Here is a 19,650-nt window from a genome sequence, read left to right on the forward strand (position 1 = left end):
CGATCGCGCTGGGTGGCCAATCTGGTCATGGTCGCCGTGGTGGCGGTGATCGCCATCGTCGTGCGGACCTATGTGGTCCAGACGTTCTACATCCCGTCCGGCTCGATGGAGCAGACCCTGCTCGTGGACGACCAGGTCATCGTGAACAAGAGCGTCTACCGGTTCCGGAACCCCGGCCGCGGTGAGATCGTGGTGTTCCGGCCACCGGCCGCGTGGTCGGCCGGCCCGGACGAGGACTACATCAAGCGGATCATCGGCGTCGGCGGCGACCACGTGATCTGCTGCGACGACCAGCACCGGCTCACCGTCAACGGCGTCGCCCTCGACGAGGACTACCTGTTCCCCGGTGACGTGCCGTCCGTGTCACCGTTCGACGTGACCGTCCCCGGCGGCTGCCTGTTCGTCATGGGCGATCACCGCAGCGCCTCTGCCGACTCCCGGGCACACCTGAACGCCCGCAGCGGCACGGTCCCGGTCGACCGGGTCGTCGGCCGGGCGTTCGTCACCTCCTGGCCGCTGTCGCGCTGGCGCTCCCTCAGCGTCCCGGCCACGTTCGCCGCGGTGCCCGACCCGCACTGACCGCAGATTCATGATCAGCAACGGCTGATCGGCGTACCGATAACAGCAGGCCACGACCGGGGGCGACGTCCACCGGTCGTGGCCTGTCCGCCGTCCGCCGACCTCCGTCGAACCGACCTCCGAGATGCCAGCGCGCCGAGCAGGGTGTCGACGCGGACGACCCTGGGCCGGTCGGCGGGCCCAGGGTCTGCGTCGTCACGGTTGGAAGTACTCGCCGTTCCAGGTGTAGCGCAGCTCCTGCTCGGCGCCGTTCGTCGGGGCGGACCGCAGGGTCAGCGTGCCGTTCGCGTGCCGCCAGCCCGTGATGGAGGTGCCCGTGGGTGGCTGGAGTGCGTCGAGGGCGATGAACGAGCCGTCGGCGCGGCGGTCGAGGACGGCGAGGAAGCCGTGGCCGGGGTCCTTGTCGGCGCGTCCGCAGGTGATGGCCACGAGCAGGAGACGGTGGCCGTTGCCGGACAGGTCGGCCAGGTGCGGCTCGGAGTCCGGGCCGGACGGCTGGAGCAGGTCCCAGGTCGTGCCGGCGGTCGTGGCGCGGCCGTCGGCGTCGAACCGCAGCGTCGTCGTCGGGCAACCGGTCCGGTCCGCGACCGGGCCGAGGTCGACCGCCGGTGCCGTGGTGCCGGCGGCCGGCACCATGCCGGGGTAGCCGGAGTCCTCCTCGGTGAATGCCTGGCCGGTCCACCGGTACGCGCGGGCGGCGCCGAGCCGGTAGCCCCAGTCCACGTAATGCGGTTTGACGTCCATGTACAGGCGGCCGGCGTCGACCCAGCGGTCGGCGTACAGCGCGCCGCGCGGTCCGACCCAGGCGATGGCGCGCAGGGTGGTGCCGTCGCGGCGGATGGCCAGCAGCTGGCCCTGGCCGTCGCCGGAGTCCTCCTCGGACAGCCAGCACGTGGCGTGGATGAACGCCTCGGGCCGGGCGTCGCCAGTGACGTCGCCGTACGTCACCGGATCGGGCTGCAGGGTCACCCGTGGCCATGACGTGGTGGGTCCGGTGATGGCGGCGGCGCTGCCCTTGAACGCCTCGGTGCGGAAGGTGACCTGGCCGGACGGGCAGTCCCGATTCGTGGGGAGGGTGATCGTGGCGGTCGCCCATTGCACGCCGGACCAGATGGCCGGCACCTGCGGCGTCTGCCTGCCCGGGACCGACCGGCTCGGCCGGGCCGAAGCAGACGGCGCACCGGACGGCGCGGCGGACAGCGACGGTGAGGCGGCCGGCAACGGCGGGTGCTTCGGCGCGGCGCCGCTCCAGATCAGGCCGCCGCCGACGAGGGCCGCCCCCACCAGCCCCGCGGCGACCAGGACGGTGGCGGTCCGCCTGGCGCGCAGCCGGCGGTCGGCCCGGTGACGCAGCTGCGCCGCGGCGGGCTGCGCGACGGTGCGGCGCACGTCCGTCCGCAGCCGGGACAGTGCCGCGGACAGGTCGATGTCGTGCTCCTGGTCAGTCACGGTAGGTCACCTCCTCGGTGGACTGGGCGAGTTCGGCGGCGAGGGTGGCGCGGCCGCGATGCAGCCACGACTTGACGGTGCCGACGGCGGCGTCCATCTCCCGGGCGACGTCGGCGACCGGCAGGTCGATCAGGTGGTGCAGCACGACCGCCCGCCGCTGGTCGGCCGGCAACCGCCGCAGCGCCGCGACGAGCGCGACGTGGTCGGGATCCAGCGGCGGGACGTCAGCGGCGCGTTCGCGGCCCAGGTGGGCGCTCGCGACCCGGCGCCGCCGCCACCGTGACGTGGCGAGGTTCGCCGCGACCCGCCGGATCCAGGCGAGCGGGTCGTCATACCGGGACACGTCGCTCCAGCGCTGCCAGGCACGGCAGAACGACTCCTGGGCGAGGTCCTGCGCCTCGGCGAGGTCACCGACGAGCGCGTAGACCATCGCGACGACGTCGCCGTACCGCGCGTCGTAGAGCGCATCGAAGTCGGCCGCGGCTGGCGGCCCGTGGGTGGCGCGGCGGTCGTGCTCTCCGGAGGCGGGCATGTCACGTCACACGCTATGCCCGTCGATCCGGTTGCGGCCGGGCGCCGGCGCGGACTGTCGGTCAGCCGACCGCGGGCCGGCCGGTCAATGCGGCGGTGGGGTCCGCATCGCCGGTGAGGCGTACACCGAGGGCACGCGGAACCCACCGAGCCATGCGGTCAGGCGGGACGCCTCGGCGTCGAGGGCGCGGCGGGCGGCGGCGGGGACGTCCTCCAGCAGGCGCACCTCGACGACGCCCGCCTGGTCCTGGACCCAGCAGCCGACGACGCGGCCGTCGACCCAGGCGGTCGTGCCGGCGTTGCCGCGGCGGTCGAAGATCTCGCTGCGGTGCGGGCTGAGGTAGAAGTCGCGGTGCTGCCAGCCCATCACGGTCGCGTCGAGGACCGGCAGCAGCGCCGCCCACGGGCCGGGGTCGGGCACGTCGTCGACGTCGTCGGGCAGGAGCCAGCCGGTGCCGCCGTGGTCGAGGGAGACCGCGACGGCGTCGAGCCCGGCGAGGGCGGCCCGCACGACCGCCTTGGTCGACCCGAACCACCAGACCAGGTCGTCCTCGGTGCCCGGGCCGAAGGTGTACAGCCAGCGCCGGACGAGCTCGCGGTAGCCGTCGGCCGGGTCCCACGGCTGCGGGACGTCGTGCAGCCAGTCCCGCATCAGGGTCCAGCGGGGGCGGGAGGTGTGCCAGCCGCCGGTGTTGGCGCCGCGCACGATGTCGGCGGCGGCGCTGAGGTAGGTGAGCACCCGGGTCGCCGCCCGCGGATCGGCGGTGGAGATCTCCATCGTGACGTCGATCATCGGCACCGCCCCGCGGATCTCGGTGGCCTGGCGGCCCGCGGGCGCGGCGGCGAGGACGTCGAGGACCGCGCCTCGGGCGCGGTCGAGCCAGTCCTCGCCGTTATCGGCGAGGCCGGCCTTGACGGCGTCCTTGACCAGGCGGGCCCGCTCGTTGCCGGCGACCCGCGCGGACGCGCTCGGCCAGACCGCCGGCAGCAGGTCGCGCGGGCACACGAAGAGTGTGCGGCGCATCGCCAGCTGCTTGACCAGGGTCCGGTCGTGGTACAGCGCGCGGTCCACGTCGGCCGGTCGCACTGCCTCGACGCGCGCCCAGCAGGACAGGTAGACGGTCGCCGGCTCGGTGGCGTGCAGGACGGTCATCGCGGCGGCGGCGGCCTCCGGTGATCCGGTGCGGAACGCCGGCGCGAGGGCGTGCCTGACCGCCAGCCGGACGCGGCGCTGCTGGTCGGTCACGTGGCGCATCGGGGCCATGGTACTGAGCGGGCACGGGGCGCCGTGCCCGCCGCGGCGGGGGTCAGGTGCGGGCGGTGCCGAGCGCGGTCTGGATCGCCTTGACCAGGACGCTGACGACGAGCGCCACCGACGGGCGGATCGAGGACTCCTCCATGCTGACCGTGCCGGTGAAGCCGGCGGCGTCGCTGATCTGCTCCAGCCGCTGGTGCGCCGCGGCGATCGCGTCGCCGGTCAGGTAGAGCGCGGGCTCCATCCGCGCCGCCGCGACCAGGGCGGCGAGGGCCGCGGTGCGCTCGTCCGGCAGCTCGTCGCTGGTCAGGGCCCGGCCGAGCCGGTCACGCAGCTCGGTCTCCACGGCCGGGTCGGCGGTCGGGTAGCGGTGCAGGTGGATGAACCCGAGCGTGGTCTCGTCCACGTCGTGCAGGATGCCGCGAGAGCAGAGGTCGGCGAGCACCCGGTCGCGCAGTCCGTGCCGCAGCCGCTGCACCCACGACGCCGGCGCGTGCGGCGTGTCGGCGACGACGCGGCCGAGCACCTCGTCGGCGATCGGCTCGCCGGTCGGTGCCGCGTTGACGACCACGATCATCCCGCCGGCGTACGCCAGCCGGCCGGCGAGCGCCAGATCGACCAGGACCGCGGCGGCCATGCCCAGGTCAAGGGCGATGTGGGAGCCGGTGGCCTTGCCGGAATCGTCATCGTAGGCGAGCAGGAGCAGCTCCTCCGCCAGTGCAACGGAACTCATGGCTCGGAACGGTAGCGCGCGTCCGCTCGTCCCGCATTACCGTGACGGCTACACCGCGGTGGCGGCCCGGTTTTCGTCACGCTCCGTCATGCCGGCGCGGCGGTGCAGGCCGGTGGCGAGCAGCAGCAGGAAGCCGGTCGCGCACAGTGCCGTGGCCATGCCGTAGGCGGACCGGTAGCCGAAGTGCGCGGCCAGGCCCAGCAGCGGGCCGGCGACGATGGCGCCGATCGGGAACGTGTTCGTGTACAGGGTCGTGGCCCGGCCCGGCTCGCTGGGCAGCAGGTCCTGCACGTAGGAGATGCCGACGCCGGAGATCGCGGCGATGAACAGGGCGTTGACCAGCTGCGCGGCGGCGAGGAACCAGATGTTCGGCGCCACGAAGGCGAGCGCGTAGTAGGCGATCCCGCACGCTGCGCCGATGAGGATCAGTGGCCGCAGGCGAAACCGGGTGGTCAGCGCGCCGAGGGCGAGCATCAGCGGGATCTCCAGGGCGGCGCACAGGCCGAGGATGAGCCCGGCCCTGGAGGGATCGCTGTGCAGGTCCTGGCCGATGAACAGGGGAAGCGCCTGCACCCCGAGCGTCATCGGCACCTGCACCAGGACGAATCCGGCGACGGTGAGCGACAGGATCCACCTGGGCGGTCGGGGGCCGGCGGTGGCGGTGCCGCCCGCGGGCTCCTCCGGGCCGGGGCCGGCGTTGCCGACGTCGTCGAGCCAGAACACGGCGACGAGGACGGCGAGGCCGTACATGGCGGCCGCCAGCCCGTACACCAGGCGGAAGCCCCCGGCGTCCAGCAGGACCGCGGCGAGCGCCGGGCCACCGACCCACGCCAGGGAGAACACGGTGCGCATCGTGCTGATGCCCATGGCGGAGCGGCCGGGGTTGTCGCGTTCGAGGATCTGCCGGGCGTAGGCGAAGGACTGCGGGAACAGCGCGCCGGCGAACGCGTACGCGGTGACGGCCATGGCGAGCAGCGCCCAGTAGTCCCGCACGACCATCGCGACCAGGCTGCCGACGACGCCGGCGCTCGCGGCGGCGATGAGGATCGGGCGCCGGATCGGCCAGCGGTCCGAGGCCCGGCCGACGATCGAGGAGACGAGCACGCCGCTGAGTGGCGAGGCGATCAGGAAGACGGTGACCCGCCCCGGCCCGGCGTGCACCTCCGTGCTGAGGAACAGCGCCAGGAACGGGAAGACCAGCGCGACGGAGATGCCGACGGCGAGGAACATCAGGCCGAGCGGGAGGAGCGCAGAACTCAATGGCCGCTTGCGCGGCGGAGCGGCCACATGCATTGCGACACTGTACCGCTACAGTTTGGAGAGCGCGATCCCGTTTCATGGGCTTTCACGGGCGCGGCCGGACCAGGCCGGCATCGAAGGCGGCGATCACCAGCTGCGCCCGGTCCCGCGCCGCGAGCTTCGCCATGAGATGCGTAATGTGCGATTTGACCGTCTTGATGGAGATCATCAGCGCGGTGGCGATCTCGTCGTTGGACAGCCCGCCGCCGATCAGGGTCAGCACCTCGACCTCCCGGCCGGTCAGCCGCCGCACCGCCGGCGTGGGGCGGTCCGGCCGCGGCGCCGCGACGTAGTGCGCGACGAGCCTGGTCAGGATCGACGGTGCGAACAGCGACTCGCCGCGGTGGGTGCGGCGGATCGCCTCCAGCAGCTCCTCGGGCCGGGCGTCCTTGAGCAGGAAGCCGGAGGCGCCCGCGTGCAGCGCCTCGTAGACGTACTCGTCGAGCTCGAACATGCTCAGCACCAGCACCCGGGCGCCGGTCAGGGTCGGGTCGGCGCAGATGCGGCGGGTCGCCTCGAGGCCGTCCAGGCGCGGCATCCGCACGTCCATCAGGATCACGTCCGGGCGGGTGGCGCGGGCGGTCATGACGGCGTCGGCCCCGTCGCCGGCCTCGCCGACGACGGCCAGGTCCGGCTCGTGGTTGATGATCATCGCCAGGCTGTGCCGCAGCAACGGCTGGTCGTCCACCAGGAGAACCCGGATCCCGGTCACGTGGCCTCGTCCGGGATGCGGGCGGTGACGCGGAAGCCGGCGTCGACCGGCTCCGCGGTCAGGGTGCCGCCGAGGCTGCCGACCCGCTCGCGCAGGCCGTCGAGGCCGTGCCCGGCGCCCGGCGCGGCTCGCCAGCCGTCGTCCGCCGGGCCGGCGTCGGTCACCGCGACCACCACGCAGCGCCCGTCGCGGTGCACCCGTACGCGCACGTCCGTCGGTCCCGCGTACCGGGCCGCGTTGCTCAACGCCTCCCGCACGGTCTTGCAGACGGCAACCTGCACGCCCTGGGACACCTCGCCGAGCGGGTCGACGGTGAGCCGGGTCCGCAGCCCGGCGACCGCCGCCCCGTCCACGATGCGGGGCAGGTCGTCGATGCCGTCCAGCGGCGCACGGAGCCCGGCGGCGGCCGGCTCGCGCAGGACCGTGAGCATCCGGCGCAGCTCCGCGGTCGCGTGCCGGCTCGCGTCCTCGATGTCGGTGAGCGCCGCCGTCACCTCGTCGGGCTTCGGCAGGTGCCGGGTCGCGGCCGCACGCACCGTGATGAGCCCCAGCCCGTGCGAGACGATGTCGTGCAGGTCCCGGGCGATCCGCAGCCGCTCGGCGAGGACCGCCTCCGTCGCCGCCCACGCGGTGAGCCGCGACTCGTAGGCGCTGCGGTCCTTGCGGGCGCGGCGCACGGCCCACACCGCGGCGCCGACGGCCGCGCCGACCAGCAGCCACGGCACCACGACCGCCGCTGGCCCGTCCCCGCCGACGGTGCACATGGCCAGGCCGAGGACCACGGCCACGACGACGACCACCGGCGCGACGCTGGAGCGCCCCGAGGGACGCGGATGCGCTGTCACCACGCCGACTGTAGTTCTCAGACCAGGGTCTGACGGCCCACGGTCCGAGGCCGCCGCCGTGTTGCGAGCCCGGCCCGATGTACGTCGCCCGCCGCCCCGCTTGACTCGGCCTATGATCACGATCGATCGCGTCAGCAAACGCAAGGGCAGGGCGCAGATCCTGCACGACGTCACGTTCGAGGCGCGGCCCGGACGCGTCACCGGCTTCCTCGGGCAGAACGGCGCCGGCAAGACCTCGACGCTGCGGGTCCTGCTCGGCCTGGACCGCCCCCAGCAGGGCACCGCGCTGATCTGCGGGCGGGCGTACCGCGACCTGCACCGCCCCCTCACCACCGTCGGCGCGCTGCTGGACGGCAGCGGCGCCCACCGCGCCCGCACCGCCCGCGCGCACCTGCGCTGGGTCGCGGCCAGCAACGGCCTGCCGGCCGCCCGCGTCGCGGAGGTCCTCGACGTCGTCGGCCTGACCGGCGACGCCCGCAAGCGCGCCGGCCGCTACTCCCTCGGCATGAGCCGCCGGCTCGGGCTGGCCGCCGCGCTGCTCGGCGACCCCGAGGTCCTCGTCCTCGACGAACCGGTCAACGGCCTCGACCCCGCCGGCATCCGGTGGATGCGGGAGTTCCTGCGGGGGCAGGCGGCGCGGGGGCGCACCGTGCTGCTGTCCAGCCATCTCATGGGTGAGCTGGCCGAGATCGCCGACGACGTCGTCGTCATCCACCAGGGCCGGGTCCTGGTCCAGGGCGCGCTCGCCGACGTCACCGGCGGGCACGCCACCCTCGAGGACGCGTTCTTCGCCCTGACGGGGTCCGGTGGCTCGTGGTGAGCCGTTTGGGCTGGGGGGTCCGCGCCGAGCTGCGTAAGCTGCTGGGCCTGCCGACCGCCTGGATCGGCCTGGTCCTGGGCACCCTCCTGGCGCCCGTGATCGTGCTGGTGAATGCGCCGTACACCCGCCGCGCCATCGAGGACGGCACCATCGCGGACCCGTCCGACCTGGGCCTGCAGGATCTCGGCATCGGGCTCATCGGACCCATGGTGCTCGGCGTGGTCATCGTGAGCAGCGAATACACCTCGACCGGCCACGACGCCCCGCGGGCCCGGCAGCTGACCGCCACGCTCACCGCGATGCCCGGCCGGCTGCGGCTGCTGGCCGCGAAGACGGTCGCGCTGGTCGTCGTCGCCGCGGCGCAGGCGGCGGTCACCGCGGCCGCGACGCTCACCCTCACGCAGGTCCTGCACGGCCCGCACGTGCCGGCGCCCGCGCCCGCCCGGGTCGCCGCCGCGGTCCTCTACTGGACGCTGATCGCGCTGCTGTCGTATTCGGTCACGCTGATCACCCGCAACGGGATCATGCCGCTGACGTTCCTGATCGTCAACAGCACGATCGTGTCGGTGTCGTACCTGCTGACGAAGGTCACCGACCTGGCCGTGTACCTGCCGGACATCGTCGGCGCGCAGATGTTCATCCGCACGGCGGACTTCCCGGTCCGCGTCGCCCCGGTGACGGCCGGCCTGGTGATGACGGCCTGGATCGCGGTGCTGCTCACGATCGGCGCCGTCCTGTTCCACCGGCGCGACCCGTGAACCTTGTCCGGGCGGAGCTGCACAAACTGCTGACCCTGCCGTCGCTGTGGCTGACCGTGCTGCTGACGATCGCCGCGTCCACGGTGTGTCCGGTCCAGTACACGCAGGCGGGTTTCGTGGTGTTCGGCGTCCTGGCCGCCGCGTCCGAGCATCAGGGCGGCGACCAGATCCGCGCCACCCTGATCGCCATGCCCCGCCGGCTGCCGTTGTACGCGGCGAAGATGCTCACCCTGGCCGCGGTGACGGTGCCGTTCGCCGCCGTGGCCGCCGCGGCGAGCATCGTGCCGCTGACCCTCACGACGCCCGCCGTGGCCGCCGTGGCGAGCGTCGTGCCGCTGGCCCTCACCACGCTGCTCGCCGCGGCGGTCGGGGGGCTGGTCCGGCGCGCGGAGACCGCGGCGGTGCTGCTGCTGGTCGGGTACTTCGTCGCGTGCCCGCTGCTGCGCGCCCGGTTCGCGCCCTTCCTGCCGGACACCGCCACCCTGGAGGCGTCCCGCGGCGGCGTGGCGGCGGTGGTGTGGGCGCTGACGGCCGTGATCCTGGCCGGCTGCGTGTTCCACCGCCGCGACGCGTGACGGTGCGACCGGGGCGTCCCGGCGCGTCAGCTCAGACGGCGACGTCGCCGCAGAGGTGGACGTGCACGCCGAGCTCGGCGAACAGGGCCGCCTTCACCAGCAGCGCCTTGTCGGCGGTGGCGGCGTCCGGCGCGTAGGCGACGTTGAGGTGGTTCGCCTTGTGGCGGGCCATGAACTGGTCGCGGGTCACACCGTGCAGGACGGCGTGCATGATCGGCCAGGCGGGGGTCGTGGCCTCGGAGCGGCGCTGCGTCTCCTCGTCCGGCAGCGCGACCGCGGAGGCGCGGCCGAGGTCCACGTGCAGCGCGCCGCCCTGGACGAACACCCGGCTCCAGACGACCTCGCCGGGGCGGCAGACGCCCTTGATCGTGGAGCCGCCCAGCGGGAAGTACACCGGATCCTGCCGCCAGCCGACGGCGCCCGCGTAGCCGCCGGTGAGATGCGACGGGGGGACGGAGCCGGAGATCTCCCAGACCCAGACGAACTCGCCGTCGTAGTCCTCGCCCCAGCGCACGTCGTGCAGGGTGGTCGCCGGGTCGAGGCCCATCGCGGTCCAGATGCGGTTGGTGACCAGGGCGTCGACGGCGACGCCCTCGTCGGCCTCGTTGAAGTGCGGCAGCGCCTGGCCGTCCCACAGGACGCGGGCGCCGTCGCGGGACGTGACCGGCGGGCGCTCGACGTTGTTGAGGATGCCCTCGGCGAGGTCGGAGGCGGGGGAGAGGTCCTTGAGGCCCTGCTGGTACTGGATGCCGACCGCGTCGAGCCCGAAGTCGTCGCTGATGCGCAGCGCCGCGATGTACATCTTGTACTGCCAGCGCAGCTGCGCCGGGGTGAGCTCGGTGGCCTCGTCGGTGCCGAGGCGGAACGTCATCCCGGCGTCCAGCAGCCACTGCCCGACCGCGTCGGCCTCGTCGTCGGCGACGGTGAGCATCTCGGCCCACAGGGTGCTCTGGGAGAGCCGCTCCTTGTAGACGCCGATCGGGTTGAGCAGCTCGTCGTCGATGATGGCGTTGTACATGCCCATGCAGCCCTCGTCGAAGACGCCGATGATGGCCTTGTCGGCGAGCAGCTGGCGGGCGAGGGCCTGGCCGAGGTCGCGTTCGTCCGAAGCCGCCAGCGGGGGAAGATCCAGCACGTGGGACTGGTCGTGCGGGATCTGCCACGTCGACGTCCAGCTGCGCAGGCCCTCCTTGAACCAGTCGTCGGTGAAGTCGACGCTCCAGATCGTCGAATACGCGACGCCCATCTTCGCCATGCCGGCGTTGAGGCCGAGCAGCCCGACGAGCCCGGGCCAGGTGCCGGCGAAGTTCGCGACGGTGAGGATCGGGCCGCGGTGGGTGCGCAGCCCGGCGAGGACGTGGTGGCTGTACTGCCAGACCGCCTCCGCCACGATCAGCGGCGCGTCGGCGGGGATGGACTTGAACACCTCCAGGCCCATCCGCTGGCTGGAGATGAACCCGTGCCCGGTGGCCGGGTCGACCGGGTTCGCGCGGCGCACCGTCCAGCCGAGCTCGGCGAAGGCGGCCGTCACGTCGGCCTCCATCCGCACCTGGGTGGGCCAGCCCGCGAGGTTCGCCTTCGGGCGCAGGTCGCCGCTTGCGATGAGGTAGGCCGTCTTCGGCTCCGCCGCGGGGCGGGAGGGTGCGGGGGGCAGAACGTAGGGGGTCATGATGCGTCCTCCGTTGCGAAGCGCTGCCGGGCGGCGAGCGTGTGAGCGATGGTGCGGGTGGCGGGGTACAGCTCGCGGTACAGCGCGTACAGCTCGTCGTAGCCGGCGCGGGTGGCCGGGTCCGGCTCGACCGTCGCCGCCGGTGGGTTCCAGTCGCCGATGCGCGCCGCGACGCCTGTGCGCGCGGCCAGGTACGCGGCGCCGTAGCTCGCCCCGATCGTGGTGGCCGGCACGACCTGCGCCAGGCCGGTGACGTCGCTGACGATGCGGGTCCACAGCCCGCCGCGGGTGCCGCCGCCGACCGCCACGACCCGCTCGACGGTGGCGCCGGCGTCGCGCAGCGCCTCGACGTTGTGCCGCACGCCGAACGCGGTGGCCTCCAGCGCGGCCCGGTACAGGTCGCCGCGGGTGTGCGACAGCGTCAGCCCGGCGATGACGCCGCGGGCGTCGGGGTCCATCAGCGGGGTGCGTTCGCCGGCGAAGTACGGCAGCATCAGCAGCCCGCGTGCGCCCGGCCCGGACGCCTCCGCCTCGGCCAGCAGCTGCGTGAAGTCGGGCGCGCCGGCGAGGTCGCGCAGCCAGCCGGTGAGCGCACCGGACGTCGCCATCCCGCCGGCGAGGTTGCGGGAGCCGCGCAACGCGCCGACGGTGCCCCACATCGACGGTGACGTCAGCGGCTCGCGGACGGTCGCGATGAGGAACATCGTCGTGCCGTACATGAGCATGAGGTCGCCGGGGTTCTGCGCGTCGACGCTGACCGCCTCGGTCCAGGCGTCGATGGTGCCGGTGATGACGGGGGTACCGGCGGGGATGCCCGCGACCGGTGCCCGGGTCACGCCGGCGACCTCGTCGGACCACGCCAGGGGCGGCAGCTCGAGGTCCGGTGCGATGCGGGCCACCCACGGCGCGTACCAGTCGAGGGCGTGCGTGTCGAACAGCGGCGTGCACTGGCTCGCCGAGTGGAAGTCCAGGGTGTAGGCGCCGGTCAGCCGGTACGCCAGCCACGACGCGGGCATGAACAGCCGCCGGGCCCGCCGCCAGGTGCCGGGCTCGTGCTCGGCGACCCAGCGCAGCTTCGGCCCGACCGCCTGCGAGGACAGCACCGATCCGCAGCGGGCCAGGATCTCCTCGGGGCCGCCGAGCTCGGCGGTGAGGGCCTCGATCTGCGTGGACGCGCGGGTGTCGACGCCGTACAGGATGGCGGGGCGTAAGGGGACACCGGCATCGTCGGTGAGCAGGACGCACGGCCCCATGCCGCTCACCCCGACTGCCGCGACGGTGGCGCCACCGGCGGTCAGCTCGGCCGCGATCGAGGTGAACTCCGCCCACCACACCTCGCCGTCCATCTCGACGTGGCCGGGGAACGGGCGGCTCACCTGGTGCTCGCGGACCGCCGTGGCGAGGACCCGCCCGGCCGCGTCGACGAGGACGCCCTTGCTGCTCGACGTGCCGATGTCCACGCCCAGGAACGCCTTCATCGCTGCTCCAGCATTCTGTGGTCGGTGCGCAGGACCACCGTCCGCGCGGGGCCGGTGTCGCCGGCGATGCGCTCCAGCAGCAGGCCCGCGGCGGCCTCGCCGAGCTCCCGGGCGGGCAGCGGCACGACCCGGATGCCGCGCCGGTCGAAGGAGGCGAACGGCAGGTCACCGAAGACCGCCAGGCCGAAGCGCGGCGGGGCGAGCCCCGCGTCGTGCAACGCCTCCAGGGCGCCGGCGGCCATCAGGTTGTTCGCGACGAACACCGCGTCCGGTGGCTCCGGCAGGCTCAGCAGGTCCACCATCGCGGCCCGGCCGCCGTCGACGCGGTAGTCGGCGTAGCGCAGCAGCACGTCGTTGTGCGCCGGCTGCCGGTGCCGGGTCGCCCGCTGCCAGCCCTCCATGCGCAGCTGCGCGGTCTCCACCGAGTTCGGCCCGGTGATGCACGCGACCCGGGAGAACCCCGCCGCGAACAGCGACTCGGCTGCCGACAGCCCGCCGGCGCGGTTGTCGACGGTGACCGCGTCGATGTCGGGGCGGTGCAGGCTGCGGTCGACGGCGACGACGGGCCGGTTGCTGGCGATGAGCCGGCTGACGTCGCTGGCGTCGTCGGCGGGCGCGAGGATGACGCCCGCCATGTGCTCGGCGAGCGCGATGTCGATGTACGTCGCCTCCCGCGCCGGGTCGTCGTCGGTGTTGCACAGCACCACGGAGTAGCCGGCGGCCCGGGCCCGGTTCTCCACGCCCCGCGCGAGCGCGGTGAAGAACGGGTTCTCGATGTCCGGGATGATCAGCGCGATCACCTCGGAGGTCTGGCCGCGCAGCCGCCGGGCGGTGCGGTTCGGGGTGAACGCCAGCTCGGCGGCGGCGGCGCGCACGAGGCGTTCGGACTCCGCGGACACCTTGGTGCCGTTCATGACCCGGCTCACGGTCGCCGGCGAGACGCCGGCCCGCGCGGCCACCTGGTAGATCGTCACCATCGGAGGCTGGGTCATGCGTCCTCACTTCGTTCCGGGCGCGTGACCCAGGGCTGCTCTGCTGATGACCGGCCCGAGCCGCTTCGCTGGCCGGTCATGCGGCACCGTTGAGGTCGTGGGTGAGTGCGAGCAGCCGGCGTTCGCGGGTGGCCCGGCTGATCGCGGCGTCGGGGGCGATGAGCTCGAAGGCGTGCACGGCGCCGGGCACCACCTCGAACCGCACCGGGACCCCCGCGTCGGCGAGCCGTGCCGCGTAGGCGGCGTCCTCGTCGCGGAACAGGTCGAGGTCGCCGACGTCGAGGTACGTCGGTGGCAGGCCGCGCAGGTCGGTGGCGCGGGCCGGCGCCGCGAGGGCGTCGGCGGGCCGGCCGCCGAGGTAGGAGGCCCAGGCGAGGTCGGCGAGCCGCCGGTTCCACACGGGCGGGTCCGTCAGCGCGCTCGGCGTGTCCCGCCGGTCGTCGAGCATCGGGTAGTACAGGTGCGCGGCGGCGATCGGCGGGCCGCCCTCGTCGCGGGCGAGGAGGCACAGCGCCGCGGCGAGCCCGCCACCGGCGCTGCCGCCGGCGACGACGACCCGTGCGGAGCGCCCCGCGCACCAGTGCAGCGCGGCCAGGCAGTCGTGCAGCGGCGCGGGATGCGGGTGCTCCGGCGCGAGCCGGTAGTCGACCGCGACGACGGGGACGCCGAGCCGGTCGGCGAGGTCGGCGCAGAAGGCGTCCTCGGTGCGGGCGCTGCCGAGGAACATCCCGCCGCCGTGGATCCACAGCAGGCACGCGTCGCCGTGCAGCGGGCCGTGCACCCGCAGCTCCAGCCCGCCGTCGAGCGCCACCACCCGCGGGGGTTCCGCAGGTGCCGTCTCAACCCGCAACTGGTCGTCGATGGCTCGTACCGTGGCGACGTCGAGGATCCCGTCGGGCAGGTGTGCGGTGAGCGTGTTCGCGAGCCCGGGCACCAGTTCCGGGTCGATCTTGCCGGTCATGCGCGGCCCTGCAGCGTGTCGATCTCGTCGAGCAGGGCGGTCGTCATCGCAGCCGCGACCGCCAGGAGCAGGGGCAGCACCACCACGGCGAGGATCCCGGCGGACGCCACCGCGGCGAGCCCACCCGCGCCGGCCAGCACCACGAGCGCGAACGCCCAGGCGGGCCGGAAGGCGACCAGGATCGCGCCGCCGCGCAGCGCGGCCAGGCCGCGGCGGTCCCGCAGCGCGCCATAGGTAAGGGCGTACGGGGCGACGAGCAGGAGCACTGCCCCGCCGACGCCGCCGGCGAGCGCGGCCGGGCCGCCAGCGGTGAGGCCGAGGCCGGCGAGGCTCGCGCCGCCCGCGAGGAGCAGCGCCAGCACCGGATCCACGCGGCGCAGCAGCGCCAGCCGCGGACCGTCACCGCGGGCGACGGTGGCCGCGAAGGCCGCCAGGCCGGTGAGAACGAGCGCGGGCGGCACGGTGGCGGCCGCGAGGATCCAACCCGGGGCGCCGGCCAGGGCGGCCATGACGAGGGGGAGCGCGGCGGCGAGCCAGGCGCCACCGGCGGCGAGCGCGCGGGGCAGTTCGTGCCAGCACAGCACGGCCCCAGAGGTGGCGAGGCGGGGGATGGTGATCATAACTTCAATCCGCTCGATGCGATGGACTGCACGATGTACCGCTGCGCCAGGACGAACACGATCAGCACCGGGACGATCGCCATCGCGATGCCGGCCGCGATCGTGCCCAGCGACCCGGTGGAGAACCGCCCCGCGAGCAGCACCAGGCCGACCGGCAGCGTCTGCTTCTCCGTGTCGCTGATCATGACCAGCGGCAGGAGCAGGTCGTTCCACCAGTAGGTGAAGCACAGGATGCCCAGCGTCGCGATCGACGGCCCGGACAGCGGCAGGATGATCCGCGCGAACGTGCGCAGGTGCCCGGCGCCGTCGAGCTTCGCCGCCTCCTCGATCTCCATCGGCAGCGCCAGGAAGTGCTGGCGCAGCAGGAAGATCCCGAAGGCGCTGAAGATTCCGGGAAGGATCAGCGCCCACAGCGTGTTGGTCAGCCCGAGTTTCGACATGACCAGGAACAGCGGCACGATCGTCACCTGGATCGGGATCATCAGCGAGCCGATGACGACCGCGAACAGCACACCCTTGCCCTTGAAGTGCAGCCGCGCGAACGCGTAGGCGGCGGTCGAGCAGGTGATGAGCTGGGCGAGGGTGATCGTGGTGGACACGATGATCGAGTTGAGGAAGAACCGGAAGTACGGGACCTGCTCGGTGACCTTGCCGAAGTTGTCCGTGGTGAGGTTGCCGGGTTCGAACGTCGGCGGCAGGCGGTAGAGCTCCGCGTCGGAGCCGGAGAACGCCCCGCGGAAGATCCACAGGAACGGCGCGGTGATCGCGAGCGCCGCGATGCCGAGGATCGCGAACGTGGCGATGCGGGAGCCGGTACGGCTGAGGCGACTCATTCGTAGTAGGTCCATCTACGTGAGAGCCGGAACTGGATCGCGGTCAGCACGATCAGCACCAGCGTGAAGGTGATGCCGATGGCGGAGGCGTAACCGAGGTCGAAGTCGCCGAACGCGCGGTCGTACAGGTACTCCACGATCGTGCGGCTGGCGTCGCCCGGCCCGCCCTGGGTCAGCACCCTGGGCTCGGCGAAGATCTGGAACGAGTTGATCGTGTTGATCACGACGAGGAAGAAGATCGTCGGTGACAGCAGCGGGAAGGTGATCCGCCAGAAGCGGGTCCAGGCGTTGGCGCCGTCGACGATCGCGGCCTCCTTCAGCTGCGCCGGGATCGACTGCAGGCCGGCGATGTACACCAGGATCGAGAAGCCGATCGTCTTCCAGGAGCTGACGAGGATGACCGAGACCGGGGCGAACGCCGACGAGCCGAGCCAGTCGATCCGGTCCACGTGCAGCAGCCCGAGCAGGTAGTTGACCAGGCCGAGGTCCTTGTTGAGCAGGAACCGCCAGATCAGGGCGACCGCCGAGGCGGACACCACGAACGGGAACAGGAACGACAGCCGGAAGAAGCCACGCAGCCAGGCCGGCATCCTGGTTTCGAGGAGCACGGCGAGCAGGAGCCCGACGGCGACGTTGACGGCGAGGATGACCAGCGCCATGTAGGTGGTGGAGCCGTAGACCCCGAGCAGGCGCTCGTCGTGGGCGAGCCGGTCGAAGTTGTCCAGGCCGACGAACGTGCCGTCGCTGAGCAGGTTCCAGTCGTAGAAGCTCAGGACCAGCACGCCCACGGTCGGGGCGAGGACGAAGACGAGGAATGTGACGATCGACGGGGTGAGGAACGCGAGGGCCGGGAGCCCGTCGCCGCGGCGGCGGTGCTCGGCCCGTGGGCCCGGGGCGGCGGCCGGGTGGCCGCCGACCCCGGACTGGGGCGTCGTGCTACTGGTGCTCATGGTCCGCCTTGCGGTGTCGTGCCGGGTCAGCAGGTGACGATGCTGCTGAGTTCACTCTGCATGTTCTTGAGGCCGTCGGAGACCGAAGCCTCACCGGCGAAGATGAGTTGCAGGTGGCGCAGGACGGTGGACTCGAAGGTGCTGTACTTCGCGGGGGCGGGGTACGGCACGAGGGTCGGGTACTTGTCGATGCTGTTGTAGAACAGGTCCGAGTTCGCGGGCGGGACGCCGACCTTCGAGATCGTCTGCGCGACCGAGCGGCGGGACGGGATGGAGTCACCGGGCTTGTCAGGGGTGCCGACGTACTGCTGCTCGATGGCGTCGCTGAGGGTGAACTTCTGGTACTCCCAGGCGAGGTCCGGGTTCTTCGACGACTTGAGGATGGGGTAGCCGGCGCCGCCGAACACGGTCTTGTAGGTGTCGCCCTTGGGGTAGAGCTGGATGTCGAACGCCTTGAACCCGGCGGGGACGAAGGTGCCGATCGGCCAGCGGCCGGCGCCGAACATCGCGATCTGGCCGTTCTGGAAGCGGGTGAAGACGTCGCTCATCGGCATCGGCGCGGGTGCGATGCCGTCGGTGATGAGCCCGCGCAGGAATGACACGGCCTTGTTGACCTGCGGGGTGTCGGTCGTCGCCGTGCAGACGTCGTCGCTGGTGAGGTTGCCGCCGGCGTTGGCGACCCAGGGCATGATGCCGGGGAAGATCTCGTTGCTGGCCCAGGTGAAGCCGTACTGGTCGGGTTTGCCGTCGCCGTTGGTGTCGGCGGTGAGCTTCTTGGCGGTGGCCTTGAAGTCGTCCCAGGTCCAGTCGGCCTTCGGCGGGTCGATCCCGGCCTTCTTGAACACGTCGGTGTTGTAGTAGACGACCATGTCGTTCCAGCCGTAGGTCAGCGTGACGATGTCGCCCTTGACCTTGAAGCCGTCGATGAGGCCGGGTGCGATGTCGGCGATGAGGGTCTTCGCCTCGGGGTCCTTGTCGATGTACTTGTTGATCGGGACCACGAGCTTGTTGGCGTGCACGAACTGGGCGCCCTCGCCGGAGATGACCATGAGGTCGGGGTGTTTCCCGGAGGCGATGAGCGTCGCGACGTTGGCGTAGTAGGTGCCCCAGTTCTCGCCGGTGACCGGGGTCAGGGTGACTTTCACTCCGGCGTGCGCCGCCATGAAGGCGTCTGCCGTGGCCTTGTTGCCGCTTTCCGCGGCGGGGCCGTAGTTCCAGTAAGCGATCTCGAGCGACTGGTCGCCGGACTTGGCGTCCTTGTCGCTGGAACAACCCACAAGGGCGGTCGCCGTCATCGCGACTGTGGCGATGACCAGCGCGACCTTGCGGAACGGAATGTTCATAAGCGTGCTGTCCCTCTCCGTTGAGAAGCGGTCGGGCACAGTGAAGTCCAAGAAATCGATTTCGTCAAGACTCCGGACTTCGCGCCCTTGCCACGCCTCTGATCAGGGACGCAACGTCCTGATATCGATTACAGCGCCTGCTCGTCCTGCGGGTTGACCTCGGCGCGCAGGACCACGGTGCGCGGCGGTTGGCTGTCGCCGCCGATGCGCTCCAGCAGCATCGCCGCGGCGGTCCGGCCGAGGTGCCGGGCGGGCAGCCGGACCTGCACGAACGGGGTCGGCGTGAGGGCCATGAACGGCAGCTCGCCGAGCACGGCGAGGCCGAACTCGTCCGGCGCGATCCCGGCCGCCGCGAGGGCCTGCAGCGCGCCGACCGCCATCAGGTTGTTGGTCGTCACGACCGCGTCCGGCGGGGTGTCCAGGGCGAGCAGCGCCCGCATCGCGGCCCGCCCGCCGTCGACGCGGAAGTTCGCGTGCTGCAGGTAGCCGTCGTGCAGCACGGTCTTGCGGGCGACGACGACCTGGCGCCAGCCGAGGAAGCGGTCCTCGGTGGTCTCGATCCCGGCCGGTCCCGCGATGCAGGCGATGCGGCGGTACCCCGCGTCGAACAGCGCCGTCGTCGCGCCGATGCCGGCCGCCCGGTTGTCGATCTTGACGGCGTCGACCGGGTAGGGCGTGGTGCGGTCCACGGCGACGACGGGGCGGCCCAGCGACACGATCGCGCCCAGGTCGACCTCGTCGGAGGCCGGCGACAGGATCACGCCCGCCATCTGCTCCGACGCCACGATCTCCAGGTAGTGCAGCTCCTTGGCCGGGTCGTCGTCGGTGTTGCACAGCACGAGGGAGAACCCCGCCTCCCGGGCGCGGTCCTCGACCCCGCGGGCGAGCGCGGTGAAGAACGGGTTCTCGATGTCGGGGATGAGCAGCGCGATGATCTCGGAGCTCTGCCGGCGTAGCCGCCGGGCGGTCTTGTTCGGCGTGAAGGCCAGCTTCGTGGCCGCCTCGTGCACGAGGCGCTTCTTCTCCTCCGAGACCGTGAGCCCGTTGAAGACGCGCGAGACGGTCGCGGGGGAGACCCCGGCGAGCGCCGCAACCTCGTAGATGGTGGCCATGGCAGATCACTTTAGGTGACATGCTTGCCTCTTCGGCATCAGTGACGCTGCGTTACGAATTTCCGGCCGGTGACCCGCTCTTGACAGGCTCCGAGGCCCGCGTCTACCTTGTGTGAAATCGATTTCACGGCGCGGT

The 19,650-nt window shown here is 72.6% G+C and carries 20 protein-coding genes; 4 read left to right on the forward strand and 16 right to left on the reverse strand.

Annotation, left to right across the window (positions count from 1 at the left end; genetic code table 11):
• Nucleotides 1-27: 27 nt before the first annotated feature.
• Nucleotides 28-579 carry a signal peptidase I gene (lepB, locus tag AB0K00_RS19020; protein WP_363522466.1) on the forward strand — a complete coding sequence of 184 codons (552 nt, stop codon included), beginning with the start codon at nt 28-30 and terminating at the stop codon, nt 577-579.
• 195 nt (nt 580-774) lie between these two features.
• Here lepB and AB0K00_RS19025 read toward each other — a convergent pair whose 3' ends face one another.
• From AB0K00_RS19025 to AB0K00_RS19055, 7 genes are all read right to left on the reverse strand, one after another.
• Nucleotides 775-2,028 carry a hypothetical protein gene (locus AB0K00_RS19025; protein WP_363522404.1) on the reverse strand — a complete coding sequence of 418 codons (1,254 nt, stop codon included), beginning with the start codon at nt 2,026-2,028 and terminating at the stop codon, nt 775-777.
• Nucleotides 2,021-2,560 (reverse strand): SigE family RNA polymerase sigma factor, encoded by a 540-nt coding sequence (locus tag AB0K00_RS19030; protein ID WP_363522406.1) that lies wholly within the window; start codon nt 2,558-2,560, stop codon nt 2,021-2,023. Before AB0K00_RS19030 ends, AB0K00_RS19025 begins: the two co-directional genes overlap by 8 nt.
• 84 nt (nt 2,561-2,644) lie before the next feature.
• The gene (locus AB0K00_RS19035) at nt 2,645-3,814 is read right to left on the reverse strand and encodes a winged helix DNA-binding domain-containing protein (RefSeq protein WP_363522407.1); all 1,170 of its coding nucleotides are present in this window, start codon (nt 3,812-3,814) and stop codon (nt 2,645-2,647) included.
• Between the two features lie 52 nt (nt 3,815-3,866).
• On the reverse strand, nt 3,867-4,547 hold the full coding sequence (locus AB0K00_RS19040; protein ID WP_363522409.1) for a GPP34 family phosphoprotein: 681 nt from the start codon (nt 4,545-4,547) through the stop codon (nt 3,867-3,869).
• 48 nt (nt 4,548-4,595) lie between these two features.
• Nucleotides 4,596-5,840 carry a sugar efflux transporter gene (locus AB0K00_RS19045; protein ID WP_363522410.1) on the reverse strand — a complete coding sequence of 415 codons (1,245 nt, stop codon included), beginning with the start codon at nt 5,838-5,840 and terminating at the stop codon, nt 4,596-4,598.
• A gap of 52 nt (nt 5,841-5,892) precedes the next feature.
• Nucleotides 5,893-6,558 carry a response regulator transcription factor gene (locus AB0K00_RS19050; protein WP_363522412.1) on the reverse strand — a complete coding sequence of 222 codons (666 nt, stop codon included), beginning with the start codon at nt 6,556-6,558 and terminating at the stop codon, nt 5,893-5,895.
• Nucleotides 6,555-7,403 carry a histidine kinase gene (locus tag AB0K00_RS19055; RefSeq protein WP_363522413.1) on the reverse strand — a complete coding sequence of 283 codons (849 nt, stop codon included), beginning with the start codon at nt 7,401-7,403 and terminating at the stop codon, nt 6,555-6,557. Before AB0K00_RS19055 ends, AB0K00_RS19050 begins: the two co-directional genes overlap by 4 nt.
• A gap of 112 nt (nt 7,404-7,515) precedes the next feature.
• Here AB0K00_RS19055 and AB0K00_RS19060 point away from each other — a divergent pair, with 112 nt between their 5' ends.
• The 3 genes from AB0K00_RS19060 to AB0K00_RS19070 are packed head-to-tail and all read left to right on the forward strand — an operon-like array spanning nt 7,516 to nt 9,556.
• Entirely contained in the window at nt 7,516-8,223 is a 708-nt protein-coding gene (locus tag AB0K00_RS19060; protein WP_363522415.1) for an ATP-binding cassette domain-containing protein, read from the forward strand.
• The gene (locus AB0K00_RS19065) at nt 8,220-8,981 is read left to right on the forward strand and encodes a hypothetical protein (protein ID WP_363522417.1); all 762 of its coding nucleotides are present in this window, start codon (nt 8,220-8,222) and stop codon (nt 8,979-8,981) included. Before AB0K00_RS19060 ends, AB0K00_RS19065 begins: the two co-directional genes overlap by 4 nt.
• Nucleotides 8,978-9,556 carry a hypothetical protein gene (locus tag AB0K00_RS19070; protein ID WP_363522418.1) on the forward strand — a complete coding sequence of 193 codons (579 nt, stop codon included), beginning with the start codon at nt 8,978-8,980 and terminating at the stop codon, nt 9,554-9,556. The genes AB0K00_RS19065 and AB0K00_RS19070 overlap by 4 nt, the downstream gene beginning before the upstream one ends.
• 31 nt (nt 9,557-9,587) lie before the next feature.
• On the opposite strand, the gene AB0K00_RS19075 is transcribed toward AB0K00_RS19070, so the two are convergent.
• From AB0K00_RS19075 to AB0K00_RS19115, 9 genes are all read right to left on the reverse strand, one after another.
• Nucleotides 9,588-11,225, reverse strand: a complete 1,638-nt coding sequence (locus AB0K00_RS19075; RefSeq protein ID WP_363522420.1) for a fucose isomerase — start codon at nt 11,223-11,225, stop codon at nt 9,588-9,590.
• Nucleotides 11,222-12,703 carry an FGGY-family carbohydrate kinase gene (locus AB0K00_RS19080; RefSeq protein WP_363522421.1) on the reverse strand — a complete coding sequence of 494 codons (1,482 nt, stop codon included), beginning with the start codon at nt 12,701-12,703 and terminating at the stop codon, nt 11,222-11,224. The genes AB0K00_RS19075 and AB0K00_RS19080 overlap by 4 nt, the downstream gene beginning before the upstream one ends.
• A complete protein-coding gene (locus AB0K00_RS19085) occupies nt 12,700-13,695 on the reverse strand; it encodes a LacI family DNA-binding transcriptional regulator (protein WP_363522423.1) in 996 nt (331 codons plus the stop codon). The genes AB0K00_RS19080 and AB0K00_RS19085 overlap by 4 nt, the downstream gene beginning before the upstream one ends.
• A gap of 76 nt (nt 13,696-13,771) precedes the next feature.
• The gene (locus AB0K00_RS19090; protein WP_363522425.1) at nt 13,772-14,656 is read right to left on the reverse strand and encodes an alpha/beta hydrolase fold domain-containing protein; all 885 of its coding nucleotides are present in this window, start codon (nt 14,654-14,656) and stop codon (nt 13,772-13,774) included.
• Nucleotides 14,653-15,276, reverse strand: a complete 624-nt coding sequence (locus AB0K00_RS19095) for a hypothetical protein (protein WP_363522426.1) — start codon at nt 15,274-15,276, stop codon at nt 14,653-14,655. Before AB0K00_RS19095 ends, AB0K00_RS19090 begins: the two co-directional genes overlap by 4 nt.
• The gene (locus AB0K00_RS19100) at nt 15,273-16,109 is read right to left on the reverse strand and encodes a carbohydrate ABC transporter permease (RefSeq protein WP_363522427.1); all 837 of its coding nucleotides are present in this window, start codon (nt 16,107-16,109) and stop codon (nt 15,273-15,275) included. The genes AB0K00_RS19095 and AB0K00_RS19100 overlap by 4 nt, the downstream gene beginning before the upstream one ends.
• Nucleotides 16,106-17,059 (reverse strand): sugar ABC transporter permease, encoded by a 954-nt coding sequence (locus AB0K00_RS19105; protein WP_363522428.1) that lies wholly within the window; start codon nt 17,057-17,059, stop codon nt 16,106-16,108. The genes AB0K00_RS19100 and AB0K00_RS19105 overlap by 4 nt, the downstream gene beginning before the upstream one ends.
• A 26-nt stretch (nt 17,060-17,085) precedes the next feature.
• Nucleotides 17,086-18,402 (reverse strand): sugar ABC transporter substrate-binding protein, encoded by a 1,317-nt coding sequence (locus AB0K00_RS19110; protein WP_363522430.1) that lies wholly within the window; start codon nt 18,400-18,402, stop codon nt 17,086-17,088.
• A gap of 128 nt (nt 18,403-18,530) precedes the next feature.
• A complete protein-coding gene (locus AB0K00_RS19115; RefSeq protein WP_363522432.1) occupies nt 18,531-19,514 on the reverse strand; it encodes a LacI family DNA-binding transcriptional regulator in 984 nt (327 codons plus the stop codon).
• Nucleotides 19,515-19,650: the final 136 nt, after the last annotated feature.

The organism is Dactylosporangium sp. NPDC049525 (assembly GCF_040676755.1).
In the GTDB taxonomy this organism is placed as follows: domain Bacteria; phylum Actinomycetota; class Actinomycetes; order Mycobacteriales; family Micromonosporaceae; genus Dactylosporangium.